An 11,682-nucleotide genomic window follows, 5' to 3' on the forward strand; every position below is an offset into this window, starting at 1 on the left:
TCCAGCGCGCGGTCTTCCGCCGTGAAGAGATCGGTCAGGTCTGAATAGGTTTCCTGGTCACGCATCATCGTACTCCATCACGCCACATGGCTGCTTTCAAGGTGTTTGCGGAGCGCGGCCACGCCGCGCGTTACATGGGATTTTATCGTGCCAAGCGGCCAGCCGGTGGCCTCCGCCGCTTCGCGATGGGACAGGCCTGAGGCGACGCACAGCACCACGCAGACCCGCTGGGCTTCAGACAAGGTGTCCAGCGCCCGGTTGAGGTCCATCTGGTCACCGACCTGATCGGACTGGGTGCGCTCGAACGGAATGATCTCTGCCGTTTCGTCAAACTCTATCTCGATCTTCTGCTTTCGGCGGGCTTGCAGATATTCGCGCCAGCAGATCGTGCAGATCCAGGCCGAGAAGGTTCCGCCGGCATAGGAACCAATCTTCTGCCAGGCCTTCAGGAACGTCGCTTGCGCGATGTCATCCCCGTCGCTGGCCGAGCCGGTCAGGCGCCTCGCCATGCCGCGTATGCGGGCCTGATGGCGGCGCACGAGTTCGGCAAAGTCTGCCTCATGACCTCGTGCGGCGCTTGCGGCCAGGTCCGGATCGCTGCGCATGTCGCGCCCTCCCTTGGCAACCAGCCTCAGCTCAACCCTGTTGCCCACGACGACTCGCCGCCCAGAGACCAAGATAGGCCAGACCGATGAAGACAGGGAAGGATGCGACGCCGATCATGGGTTTGACGGCTTCACCTTCTTCCATGCCAACCATCACACCGAGAAAGCCGAAGGCCACTCCGACGGCAAGGAACAGGACGCCCCGGCGCAAATCGGCGCGGACCGGATCGGTGATCAGGGCGAGTTTTTCCATCGTCTCGCCGGTCAGGTCCTGGCCCTTGTCGACCGCATGCCGCACCGTTTCATGCAGGGTCAGGCGTTTCTTGAAATTGTAGTGACTAACCAACCAGACAATCCCGGCAATGGCACCAAAAAAGACTACGGGGACAACAATATCTTCGCTCATTTCAAAAGCTCCTTCAGGCTTGTTCCGGGGCGTCGTGTTCGGCGCCTTTGTAGGGTAGATGCCGGCAGAGGCGTGTTTGGATGCAGCGCACCTGACTTTTTCTTTGTGTCGCCTGTGCTTGCCGATGGCGGGCCCGACCGCTAATCGCGGGGCAATGGTAAAGCTGAGATCGAAAAAGAATCGCAAGCCGCATATAGCGCCGGACCTGTCGACGACGCAGGGTCGTGCCCGCGCGCGCCGGGAACTGGTCTGGGGAGACCACGGGTTTCTGCGGGCAGCGTTCTCGAACCTGCACCAGATTTCGCCGGAGATGTGGCGCGCCAACCAGCCCTCGCCCAAGAAGGTGGTTGAATATGCCGAGACGCTCGGCATTCGCACCATCCTGAACCTGCGCGGGGAAAGCACCAAGGGCTATTACCTTCTGGAGAAGGAGGCCTGCGAAAAAGCGGGAATCACGCTGGTCGATTTCCAGGTCTTCTCCCGCGACACACCGACGAAAGAGGCATTGTTCGCAGCGAAAGACTTGTTCGAATCGATCGAATACCCGGCTCTGATGCATTGCAAGTCGGGCGCAGATCGGGCGGGGCTGATGTCCGTGCTCTACAAGCTGTTGCGGGAAAAGGTTCCGTTCGAGCAAGCGGTGGAGCAGCTGTCGCTGAAATACCTTCACGTCAAACATGGCAAGACCGGCATGCTGGACGCGTTTTTCCAAGCCTATGCCGATTACAATGCCGGGCGCGCGCCTGAAGACTGGAAACCTTTTCTCGACTGGGTTTCAGACGACTATGACCGGATGGAAGTGAAGGAAAGTTTCCTGCGCGAGTTCGGAAAAGGCATCCAGGTCGACAAGATCCTGCAACGGGAATAGTTGCTTTCCTGTTAGTTAATTTCGTGCTTGGCTGAGCCGAACAGATACCGGAGCTGCCAGAATGCGCGTCCTGATCCTGACCGGCCTTTGCTTGGCCATGCTTGCCGCCTGCAGCCAGAAATCCGACCGTGAAATGTTGACCGAGGCCTGCATCGCCGATGGTGAAGGTCCGGAGACCTGCGCGTGTATCACGGGCGCCATGGAAGAAAAGCTGAGTCCGGACCTGTTTCGGCGCACAGCCGCTGCGATCGGCCGCGAGAAGCGCGACGTCGAGGATTTCGTGGAATCCCTGACCATGGCTGACCAGCTCGAATTTGCATCTTCGCTGACCGCAATGATTTCGTGCGAACTGGCGGTGGCAGACGATGAATAATCAGGGCCTGTCGCAAAATCGACGTCGCCCGGTCATGGGAAGTTCGCTTCTCGCGTGTAATTGGGCGACGGGTGGCACCAATCTGCATAGAATTAGTTTGGAATATAGGAAGGGGATCTCATGAAGTTCTTTATTATCAATAGCTTCCGCACGATGGTCTATGTCGCATATATTGCGATCATCGTTGGGGGCATCGCGCTTGGCCTTTACAATCGGGGTGAATTTACGGGCGAGTTGCTTGGTCTGACCGATACGATTGCTCAAGTGGCCGACTTTGCGGTGTTCACAGTGGGCGGATGGATCGCGGCCAGCCTCGTCTGCGGCCTGATCGTTACATTGCTGGATATTCGCGATGACATAAACGACCGCTTGCCTGATGCGCGTCGCGACGACTGAGCGACTCAATCAGAATCACGATTGAATAAGAACAGGCCATCGATTCGCGTCGGTGGCCTTTTTCAAATGGGGAGGAAACCACAATGACATCACTTGAAGTGGCCGGCGTATATGTCGCCGTGAACATGCTGCTCTTGATCTATCTGGCGTTCCGGGTCGTGTCCGTGCGGCAGTCGGCCAAAGTCTCGGTCGGGACCGGCGGCAATGAGATGCTGGAATTGCGTACGCGTGTGCACGGCAATGCCACGGAATACATCCCGTCCATGCTGGTCGGCCTTGTCATTTTGGCACTGATGGGACTGCCGGCCTGGGCCATCCATGTTGCAGGCGGCGTCTTCACGCTCGGGCGATTGATGCATGTCATCGGGCTTGGCGGGACAATCATGGCCATGCGGGCCGGAGGCATCCTGCTCAGCTGGATTGCAATGGTGCTGACGGCGCTGGCGATCCTGTACCACGCCTTCGCCTGATTTGCGCAGTTGCGCGAGGCGAGCGCAGCGTCCATCTAGCCAGAATGGCTGATTTCAAGATACCGCCGGCCGAATTGCTTGCCGGACTACTGGACCATTGCCGAAAGGAAGGTGCAGACGCTGCCGACGCCCGGATTGGCGAGAGCGAAGGCGTAAGCGTTTCCGTCCGCGACGGCGCGCTGGAGAGCATTGAACGTGAAGAGGGGCGCTCGGTCGCCCTCCGCTGCCTGTATGGCAAGCGACAGGCGCACGTATCCGGCGCGGATTTGTCGCCGGAAGGGCTGAAGGCGCTCGCGGAACGCTGCGTGGCGATGGCGCGCGCTGTGCCCGAAGACAAATATTGCGGCCTGCCGGATGCGGACAAGCTGGCGACAGGCGATCTCGACATGGATCTGACCGGCGAACCGGAAATCTCCGCCGACATCCTGGAATCCGAAGCGCTGACAGCCGAAGCAGCCGCCTTGGGCATTGAAGGCATCAAGACGGTCGCCGGGTGTGGCGCATCCTGGAACCGTTCCTCGCGCTGGGTTGCGGCCAGCAATGGCTTTTCCGCCTTCAAGACAGGCACGTCGACCAGCCTTGGCCTTGCTGCGGTGGCAGAGCGCGATGGCCATATGGAGCGGGACTATGACAGCTGGTCAGTCCGCTTCAAGAAAGACCGCCCGACAGCTGCCGAGATCGGAATCACGGCAGGTGAGCGCACGATCTCGCGCCTTGGCTCACGCAAGCTGAACACGCAGAAGGCCGCTGTCCTGTATGATCGGCGGGTCTCTGCGGGTCTCATAGGGGCATTCCTGGGGGCGATTTCCGGCCCCTCAGTTGCGCGCGGTGTCAGCTTCCTGAAAGACCGGATGGGCGAGCTGGTCTTCGCGGATGGTATCCACATCATTGACGATCCATTCCGCCCGATGGGCATGGGTTCGCGCAGCCATGATGGTGAAGGCCTGCCGGTGCAGGAAACTCACCTGATCGATAATGGCCGACTGACCAGTTGGCTGCTGAATTCCTCTTCGGCGCGCCAGCTGGGTATGGAGCCGAACGGCTTTTCCGCGCTCGGCTTTGGCGATCCTCCCGGCGTGACCACGTCGAACCTCTATCTGAAGGCCGGAGACAAGACTCCCGGCGAACTGGTCAAGGGGGCGGGCAAGGGCCTTTTGGTAACCGACATGTTCGGGCCGTCCATCAATCCGAACAATGGCGACTATTCGGTCGGCGTGTCGGGCTTCTGGTTCGAGGATGGCGAGATTGCCTATCCGGTGTCCGAAGTCACCATCGCGGGCGACTTGCCCTCCATGTTTGCACGCCTCATCCCGGCCTCGGACCTTGAGTTCCGGGGAACGCGGGACGCACCGAGCATTCTCATCGAGGATATGAGTCTTGCGGGTAGCTGACCGCACCCTGTTTGAAGACATGAAAATCCTGCGTGAGCTCGCGCAGGAAGCCGGGAAATTGGCGCAGTCCTTCATGCTCGGCGGCCAAACGGCAGAGACCTGGCACAAGAGCGGCGGCAGTCCGGTGACCGAAGCCGATATGGCCGTGAACCAGCTCTGCTCGGATCGACTGACACGCTTCCGTCCGGAATATGGTTGGCTGTCCGAAGAGACGCTCGACGATCCCCATGCGCGCCAAAAGGATCGCTGCTGGGTCGTGGACCCGATTGACGGCACCCGTGCCTATATTCGCGGTGATCCGCATTGGTGCATCGGGCTTGCCATTGTGGAAGAGGGCATCTCGGTGGGCGGGGTGCTGTATGCGCCGGAACTGGACGAATTCTACGAGGCGCATCGCGGGCAGGGGGCGTTTCTGAACGGCGCCGCCATCCGGGTCAGTGAGTGCGCCGCCGAGGCAGGTTGCCGCCTGATTGCGGCGGAGACAATGCTGGAGCACCCAGGCTGGCCGGAGCCTTGGCCGCCCGTTACCGTCGCCCGGCCGAAGCCCAACTCCACCCTGTTGCGGATGGCCTTCGTGGCGGCAGGAAAATGGGATGCAACGCTCGTTCTGGGTCAGAAGGCGGACTGGGATCTGGCTGCGGGCACGATCCTCATCGAGGAAGCGGGTGGTGTTGCCACGACACATCGCGGCGAAAAACTCATATTCAACCGGGCAGTACCTGCACAAAGGAGCGTTATTGCTTCTGGAAACGCCCTGCATCCTCTGTTAGTGCGCAGGTCAGAATTTGTGGATATACCTGACCCACAGGAAAGGGCGCCGAAAATGGTGCCTCCAGCGACTACGGAGCCAGCCAAAATGGGCGATACTACCCGCGAGACCAAACAACTTCTCCACATCGTATTCGGCGGCGAGCTGAAGGATGTGACCGAAGTGGAATTCGAAGACCTGTCCAAGGTCGACTTTGTCGGGGCTTTCCCGAACTACAAGGAAGCCTACGACGCCTGGAAGAATGCTGCCCAGCGTACGGTCGACAATGCCGAAACGCGCTATTTCATCCTGCACGCTCACAAGCTGCTGGACCCGGAAACGGGAGACCACCATCACGTCTGAGGTGGTGACAGCTAAGGCCCCCAAGCAGAAGGGGAGCCTGAGGCGCCTGTTTGCAGCCTATTTCCGCCAGCATATCGGCTGGTTCGCCGCCGGCACGCTCATGGCCCTGCTGACCTCGCTCAGCGCCATGGGCTATTCGCTGGTGCTGAAGATGCTTGGCGATCGGCTGCAGGCGAGTTTCGGGGATGAGGCGCAGGTGCCCGTGTCCGGCCCTGACTGGATCTGGTGGATCGGCGGCGCAATCGTGGCCCTGTCCTGTGCGCGGGCGCTCTCGCTCTACCTGATGACCCTGTTCAACAATACCGGCGTCCAGCGCGGGCTGGTGTCGGTGCAATCGAGCCAGTTCGATTCCCTGACCGATGGTGATTATGCGCGTGTGGCGGCGGATGCGTCCGGCGACTTCGTTTCGCGCTTCATCAATGATGTGAACGCGATCCGCGATGCGGCGCTGCGCTTTGCCAACAATTTCACCAAAAGCACAATCACCGTGATCGGCATGTTCGGTGTGATGCTGGTCATCGACTGGCAGCTGACCCTGCTGTTGCTGGTCGCCTATCCGATTGCGTTTGGGCCGGTCATCGGCCTCGGCAACCGTATTCGCAAGCGCTCCAAACAGGCCCAGAAGCAGGTCGGGCAGGTGACATCGCTCCTGTCGGAAGGCTTCCAATCGGCGCGGGTGGTGAAGGCTTACGGGCTTGAGCCGTACCAAAAGTCGCGCGCGCGGCAGGGCTTTGTGGAGCGCTCCAAATTGTTCCTGAAAGTGCTGACGGACCGGGCGGCGGTAGACCCGATTCTTGAAGTCGCGGGTGGCGCTGCATTGGCCGGGATTCTCGGCTTTGCGGCCTGGCGTATGTCGCAGGGGGCGATGACCCTTGGCGACCTGCTCGGCTTCATTGCCGCGCTGGGCATCGTCTCGCCGGAACTGCGCGCACTCGGCACACTGAATGCTGTGGCGCAGGAAGGCGGCGCAGCAGCTGATCGCGTGTTCGAGATTGTCGACGCGACGACTCATATTGCGGATGCGCCAGATGCTGAGCGCTTGAACCGGGTCAACGGACATGTGGTGTTTGATGGGGTCAGCTTTGCCTATCCGGATGGCACGCGGGCATTGAACGGATTGTCCTTTGTCGCCGCGCCGGGCGAAACGGTGGCGATTGTCGGACCGTCGGGCGCGGGCAAGTCGACTGTCTTCAACCTGCTCATGCGCCTCTATGATGCCGAGTCCGGCGCGGTAAGCGTGGATGGCAAGAATGTGCGCGGCGTTGTGGGCGATACGCTCCGGGCCAATATCGGGCTGGTGGCGCAGGATTCGGCGCTGTTCGACGATACGGTCCAGAACAATATTGCGCTCGGGCGTCTTGGCGCGACCAATGCAGAGATCGAGGCGGCGGCCAAGGCGGCCAATGCGCATGACTTCATTACTGCCATGCCGGACGGCTACCAGTCGCCGGCGGGTGAGATGGGCCGCAACCTTTCCGGCGGCCAACGCCAGCGCGTGGCCCTGGCGCGGGCGATCCTGCGCGGTGCGCCGATCCTGTTGCTGGACGAGGCGACATCGGCCCTCGACGCCGAGAGCGAAGCAAAAGTGCAGGCGGCCCTTGCGGAATTCTCCAAGGGCCGCACCACGCTGATTATTGCGCATCGCCTTTCTACAGTTCGCGCGGCCGACCGCATCATTGTGATGGAAGACGGCCGCGCGGTGGAGGAAGGCACGCATGACGCGCTGATGGCCTCCAGTGGCGCCTATAAGCGCCTGGTCGAGCTCCAGCTGAGCTAGCCGGCCACCCCGGCTGGTATCTTGCGCGTCAGATTGATGTTCGTGCGAAACAGATTGTCGGGGTCGGTTGCTTCCTTGATGCGTACAAGCCGGTCAAGATTTTCCCCAAAGGCGTCTTCCAGATTATTGGCTTCGTCCCCCTCGGGAATGAAGTTTACGTAGCGCGTACCCATGGCGTGCGGCTCCAATGCCTGGAACAGTTTCCGCGCCCATTGAACACATTTTCCGTCATCGGCCGGGTCTTGCCAGCGCGTATGGACGTTGACCACAAAATGGGACTGACGGTTTGGCCAAGCCGTGGCATCCGCCGGAATGCGCGTCGCAGCGCCACCGACATGCCCGAAGAAAATCTCGCATTCATCCGAAGGCAGATTGTTGACCGCTTCATGTATAATGTCGATGGCGGCGTCACTGAAGGCGGCGACATCATGGCTTTTCCAGTAATTGCGTGCGCCTTCGGTGAGCAGCGGATCGAAACTGGTTTGCCAGTCGGCGAACGGCATCGGGCCAAAATGAGTTGCAATCGGATTTCCGATGGAGCGCACGCCCAATGTGGCGGCCTCTGCAGCGTTCAGATCACCGATAAAGCAGAAAGGAACCACCATGACCTCGCGGCCATGCCATTCCTCAGGTATGAAGGGCAGGGGCGGGGCCTTGCGCGAAACGGCCCAGCAGGTCAGTTCGTCCGGCGCGTCTGCAACGAGCGCCTGAAGTGCGCGGGTCACATCTGGAAAATCTGCAATCGGATGGACCAGCATGCCTGCAAACACTTCCGGGCCAACGGGGTGCAGGTCGAATGTGAATTCGGTGACGACACCGAAATTCCCACCACCACCCTGAAGGGCCCAGAATATATCGGAATTTTCAGTCTTGCTTGCAGTGATGATCGAGCCGGAAGCGGTCACGAGCCGTACGGATTTCAGGCAGTCCACCGTCAGTCCATACTTCCGCGTCACCCAGCCAAATCCGCCCCCCAGCGCCAGCCCGGCTATTCCTGTTGTTGAATTGATGCCCGTTGGCACGACCAGTCCGAATTCCTGTGTGGCCCGGTCGACATCGCCGAGAGACGCGCCGGGCTGAACCCGCGCCGTCCGGGCCTCCCGATCGACAGTGACCGATTTCATGTCCTGCATGTCGAGCACGAGCCCGTCATCGCAAAGCGCCATGCCAGCGATGTTGTGTCCGCCAGAGCGCAGCGACATGAGCAAGCCATTGGTGGAAGCGAAGCTTACCGCAGCGGCGATGCCAGCTTCGTCCCTGGTGACCAGGACGGCGGCCGGCCGTTTGTCGATCATGCCGTTCCAGATGGCGCGGCGCGCGTCATAGTCATCGGCCTCCGGCGTGATGATCCGGCATCCGGTCGACTGTTGAAGTTCGTTTGCGGAATAGCTTTGCGTGCTCCCGCCCAGTGTATTGATTACAATATCGGTCATTGCGTTTCTCCGTCCCCCATAAGCACGACAATCGCGCTGTTCGTGGGAGGATATTTGCATTGTTGCCCTAAATACGTAATTCTCCTGCATCCGGAAAAAATGCTCATTCATCCAGAGTGTGGCTCGGATCGAGGCCGTTTCGGTCTCAGGGGGACGCGTATAGATGTATTATCGCAGGTTTTGAGTGCCGTTCGATTTGAAGCGGCCTTTTATTTCAAGGTCAATGCGTCGGCGCCCTGGGTAACGACCAACCCGTCAATGGACGAGATCGGCTCCATCGTGATGCCGCATGTCCAGCATGTGATTCCGTTTCACGTGATGATTGATGGCGATGCGTGGGCGTGGTCAGCCGCAGGCGATACCGAACCGCAGACCCTGCGGTCTGGCGAGATCATGATCTTGCCTCAGGGGGCAGAGCATTTCATCGCATCCGATCAGAAGCCGAACATGATCCCAAAGGTTGACGTGGAGCCGTATCGGGATGCGGCCAAGCGCGTGACGCCCTATAATCACGTCCAGATTGGCGGAGACGGCACGCCCGCAACGTTTGTTTGCGGATATTTCGGCTGTGATGCCCGGCCATTCAATCCGCTGCTGAGCGCCTTGCCAGGGATGATGATCGTGCGGCCCACCGACAGTACATGGGCGTTGATGCAGAATTTGATCGTCTCGGCGCTGGACGAGGATGAGCGCCCGGAAGCCGGCAGCCAGACGGTTCTGGCCAAGTTGAGCGAGCTGATGTTCGTTCAGACGCTGCGCCACTATATCGAGACCTTGAGTGAAGATTCGGTTGGCTGGATTTCGGGCCTGCGGGATGAGCGGGTGGGCGCGGTACTGCGCCTGATCCATACACGTCCCGCTGAGCCGTGGACGCTGGACAAGCTGGCCAAGGAAGCGGGCATGTCGCGTTCGGCTCTGGCTGACCGGTTCGCGGCATATACGGGCGAGCCGCCATCCCGTTACCTGACGCGCTGGCGGATGCAACTGGCTTCCAGCCTGCTGTCAAACAGCAGCGTGTCGATCGCGGAAGCGGCAGAAACTGTGGGCTACAGTTCCGAGGCAGCTTTCAAACGGGCATTCAAGAAACATGTCGGAGAGACGCCGGGTCGGGCACGCCGCGCCAGTCCGCCCGCAATTGGACAAGCCTGAGCGACGCCTGTGAGGGCGCTGGGTGGGCTGATGAGTTTTCCGGGGGAAGGGTTGCGGTCAGGTGTCCGGAGCGGGCACAGCGGCCGCATAGGCGCTGACCGAGGCGCTGACAGGTGAGTTGACTGATGCGCTGACGGGGGCGCAGGTCGAGGGGCTCGTGGTAGGTGAGCTGAGTCTCCCACGCTCACCCGGATGGGCGGACGACAGATCGCCAAGCGCGATGCGGAAGGCTTTTGACGGTGTGAAGGCCAGCGGGTCGTCGGGAGCTTGCGGGAATTCGTGCGGAGGATGCCCGATCCATTTCAGGTATACGGTTCCCTGCCGATCAATGACCGTCATGAACGGGATGCCCCTGCCTTTCACGGCGCGCACATAGAGACGCCACGCGACCATCTGCAGCCAGATCCAGAACCTATGGGGTTCCAGACAGGAAGGCAGGGGCGAAGCCAGTGGAGCGAGCAGGGTGTCCATGCCCCAGAGTTTGCCGTCGAGCAGAGGGCGGTTGGATAGCAGATACAAAAAACCCCTGAACTGCGCGGCAGGTCAGGGGTCTTGAAAAATATGAGCTGGGGAGAGGCTGAAAGGTGTCCCCGCTCTAGCCGAGGGCTTTTTCGATTTCGCGGGCAGCGGATTCGAATTGGTCGACGGCCGTGTCTTCGGCCAGAAGGCGTTTCGCAGCGGCCGTGGCAGCGTCTGCAGCGGCGCGGCGGACTTCCTCGGTCGCTTCGGCTTCGGCGCGGGTGATGCGGGCTTCGGCCAGCGCTTCGCGGCGGGCGAGGCGGTCTGCAATATCCTTGCGAGCCTCTTTCATGATCCGCTTGGCGTCGTCCTTGGCCTGGGCGATCATCGCTTCGGCTTCCTTGTCTGCATCCTGCTGGCGACGCTCAGCGAGGGCGAGGGCTTCAGCCGCCTGCTCGCGCAGGCTCTGGGCTTCTTCCAGCTCGTTGCGGATGTCGTCTGCGCGCTTGTCGAGGCCGCCGAGGATCGTCTTCAGGGCGCCCATGCGCCATGCGATCAACAGGAAGGCCGCGAAAGCCAGGAATGCGGTGTGCGTGACCGGATCGGTCAGCGAATACATGAAGCCGCCGATGAAGCCGCCACCGCCATGCGCATCAGATGCGGCAAAGGCGGGTGATGCGACCAGCGCAGCGAAGGTGAGGGCAGGGGCAAGACGAAGGGTCATCTGCATGTTTCTCTTAATTCAGAGCCGTCGAAACGGCTTTCTTGAGGTCAGCCGCAGAGGCCTTGAGGCCGAAACGGGCCGTCATGGCGTCAGCTGCGTCTACAGCGATTTGTTCGACATTCTGCATGGCCGTTGCGCGCAGGGCGGAGATCCGCTCTTCGGCAGCGTCCAGCTTCTTTTCGATCTCGGCGTCGACGCGAGCCGTTTCAGCCGTCATTTCGGCATCAATCTTGGCCGCTGCCTTGTTCGCTGTTTCGCGGGCTTTCGCCTTGGCCTGGGCAATGCGCAGTTCGAGCGCCTGCTGGGCTTCGGTGGCCTGCTCGTTCAGCTTGGCTGCCTGATCAAGATCAGAGGCGATGCGGTCAGACCGTTTTTCGATCGTGTCCGACATCTTTGGCAGGATGAAGCGCGAGAGGGAGAAGTAGAGGGTCGCGAAAAGGATCGCGAGCCAGAACAACTGGCCCGGCATGTGCCACGCCTCGAAAGGCGGGAACGGAGGCGGCGCGTCATCCGGTAGGTG

The 11,682-nt window shown here is 60.7% G+C and carries 14 protein-coding genes; 8 read left to right on the forward strand and 6 right to left on the reverse strand.

Features of this window, described 5'->3' with window-relative positions; translation table 11 throughout:
- Positions 1-77: 77 nt before the first annotated feature.
- Together B2344_RS09955 and B2344_RS09960 are read right to left on the reverse strand one after the other, a co-directional pair.
- Positions 78-605 carry an RNA polymerase sigma factor gene (locus B2344_RS09955; protein ID WP_206990886.1) on the reverse strand — a complete coding sequence of 176 codons (528 nt, stop codon included), beginning with the start codon at positions 603-605 and terminating at the stop codon, positions 78-80.
- 31 nt (positions 606-636) lie between these two features.
- The gene (locus B2344_RS09960) at positions 637-1,011 is read right to left on the reverse strand and encodes a DUF6249 domain-containing protein (RefSeq protein ID WP_206990885.1); all 375 of its coding nucleotides are present in this window, start codon (positions 1,009-1,011) and stop codon (positions 637-639) included.
- A 154-nt stretch (positions 1,012-1,165) separates the two neighbouring features.
- On the opposite strand from B2344_RS09960, the gene B2344_RS09965 reads away from it, so the two are divergent.
- The 7 genes from B2344_RS09965 (at position 1,166) to B2344_RS09995 (ending at position 7,397) form a co-directional block, all read left to right on the forward strand.
- A complete protein-coding gene (locus B2344_RS09965) occupies positions 1,166-1,879 on the forward strand; it encodes a fused DSP-PTPase phosphatase/NAD kinase-like protein (RefSeq protein WP_051607503.1) in 714 nt (237 codons plus the stop codon).
- A 61-nt stretch (positions 1,880-1,940) separates the two neighbouring features.
- A complete protein-coding gene (locus B2344_RS09970) occupies positions 1,941-2,252 on the forward strand; it encodes a hypothetical protein (protein ID WP_034811431.1) in 312 nt (103 codons plus the stop codon).
- A gap of 120 nt (positions 2,253-2,372) precedes the next feature.
- Positions 2,373-2,648 carry a hypothetical protein gene (locus tag B2344_RS09975; protein WP_034811433.1) on the forward strand — a complete coding sequence of 92 codons (276 nt, stop codon included), beginning with the start codon at positions 2,373-2,375 and terminating at the stop codon, positions 2,646-2,648.
- 83 nt (positions 2,649-2,731) lie between these two features.
- The gene (locus B2344_RS09980; RefSeq protein ID WP_034811435.1) at positions 2,732-3,118 is read left to right on the forward strand and encodes an MAPEG family protein; all 387 of its coding nucleotides are present in this window, start codon (positions 2,732-2,734) and stop codon (positions 3,116-3,118) included.
- A gap of 44 nt (positions 3,119-3,162) precedes the next feature.
- Positions 3,163-4,509: a TldD/PmbA family protein gene (locus B2344_RS09985; RefSeq protein ID WP_290485142.1), complete on the forward strand. Its 1,347-nt coding sequence runs from the start codon at positions 3,163-3,165 to the stop codon at positions 4,507-4,509.
- A complete protein-coding gene (locus B2344_RS09990; RefSeq protein WP_290482692.1) occupies positions 4,496-5,620 on the forward strand; it encodes an inositol monophosphatase family protein in 1,125 nt (374 codons plus the stop codon). The genes B2344_RS09985 and B2344_RS09990 overlap by 14 nt, the downstream gene beginning before the upstream one ends.
- Position 5,621: 1 nt before the next feature.
- A complete protein-coding gene (locus B2344_RS09995; RefSeq protein WP_290479438.1) occupies positions 5,622-7,397 on the forward strand; it encodes an ABC transporter ATP-binding protein in 1,776 nt (591 codons plus the stop codon).
- Here B2344_RS09995 and B2344_RS10000 read toward each other — a convergent pair.
- Positions 7,394-8,830 carry an FAD-binding oxidoreductase gene (locus tag B2344_RS10000; protein WP_290485143.1) on the reverse strand — a complete coding sequence of 479 codons (1,437 nt, stop codon included), beginning with the start codon at positions 8,828-8,830 and terminating at the stop codon, positions 7,394-7,396. The genes B2344_RS09995 and B2344_RS10000 overlap by 4 nt on opposite strands.
- A gap of 99 nt (positions 8,831-8,929) precedes the next feature.
- Here B2344_RS10000 and B2344_RS10005 point away from each other — a divergent pair, with 99 nt between their 5' ends.
- The gene (locus B2344_RS10005; protein WP_290485144.1) at positions 8,930-9,979 is read left to right on the forward strand and encodes an AraC family transcriptional regulator; all 1,050 of its coding nucleotides are present in this window, start codon (positions 8,930-8,932) and stop codon (positions 9,977-9,979) included.
- A gap of 57 nt (positions 9,980-10,036) precedes the next feature.
- Here B2344_RS10005 and B2344_RS10010 read toward each other — a convergent pair whose 3' ends face one another.
- The 3 genes from B2344_RS10010 to B2344_RS10020 form a co-directional block, all read right to left on the reverse strand.
- On the reverse strand, positions 10,037-10,450 hold the full coding sequence (locus tag B2344_RS10010) for a hypothetical protein (protein WP_290485145.1): 414 nt from the start codon (positions 10,448-10,450) through the stop codon (positions 10,037-10,039).
- A 124-nt stretch (positions 10,451-10,574) separates the two neighbouring features.
- Positions 10,575-11,162 carry an ATPase gene (locus B2344_RS10015; RefSeq protein WP_206990878.1) on the reverse strand — a complete coding sequence of 196 codons (588 nt, stop codon included), beginning with the start codon at positions 11,160-11,162 and terminating at the stop codon, positions 10,575-10,577.
- A 13-nt stretch (positions 11,163-11,175) separates the two neighbouring features.
- The coding region (locus B2344_RS10020) for a hypothetical protein (protein WP_290485146.1) at positions 11,176-11,682 on the reverse strand (507 nt) is incomplete at its 5' end.

Source organism: Hyphomonas sp. UBA3195 (genome assembly GCF_002366485.1).
Classification (GTDB): Bacteria; Pseudomonadota; Alphaproteobacteria; order Caulobacterales; family Hyphomonadaceae; genus Hyphomonas.

What these genes read in the sequence shown, in the direction of transcription:
- B2344_RS10000 (WP_290485143.1), bottom strand. Translation starts at nt 8,830, where the DNA reads ATGACCGATATTGTAATCAATACACTGGGCGGGAGCACGCAAAGCTAT.
- B2344_RS09965 (WP_051607503.1), top strand. Translation starts at nt 1,166, where the DNA reads ATGGTAAAGCTGAGATCGAAAAAGAATCGCAAGCCGCATATAGCGCCG.
- B2344_RS10005 (WP_290485144.1), top strand. Translation starts at nt 8,930, where the DNA reads ATGCTCATTCATCCAGAGTGTGGCTCGGATCGAGGCCGTTTCGGTCTC.
- B2344_RS09960 (WP_206990885.1), bottom strand. Translation starts at nt 1,011, where the DNA reads ATGAGCGAAGATATTGTTGTCCCCGTAGTCTTTTTTGGTGCCATTGCC.
- B2344_RS09970 (WP_034811431.1), top strand. Translation starts at nt 1,941, where the DNA reads ATGCGCGTCCTGATCCTGACCGGCCTTTGCTTGGCCATGCTTGCCGCC.
- B2344_RS09955 (WP_206990886.1), bottom strand. Translation starts at nt 605, where the DNA reads ATGCGCAGCGATCCGGACCTGGCCGCAAGCGCCGCACGAGGTCATGAG.
- B2344_RS10010 (WP_290485145.1), bottom strand. Translation starts at nt 10,450, where the DNA reads ATGGACACCCTGCTCGCTCCACTGGCTTCGCCCCTGCCTTCCTGTCTG.
- B2344_RS09985 (WP_290485142.1), top strand. Translation starts at nt 3,163, where the DNA reads ATGGCTGATTTCAAGATACCGCCGGCCGAATTGCTTGCCGGACTACTG.
- B2344_RS10015 (WP_206990878.1), bottom strand. Translation starts at nt 11,162, where the DNA reads ATGACCCTTCGTCTTGCCCCTGCCCTCACCTTCGCTGCGCTGGTCGCA.
- B2344_RS09980 (WP_034811435.1), top strand. Translation starts at nt 2,732, where the DNA reads ATGACATCACTTGAAGTGGCCGGCGTATATGTCGCCGTGAACATGCTG.
- B2344_RS09975 (WP_034811433.1), top strand. Translation starts at nt 2,373, where the DNA reads ATGAAGTTCTTTATTATCAATAGCTTCCGCACGATGGTCTATGTCGCA.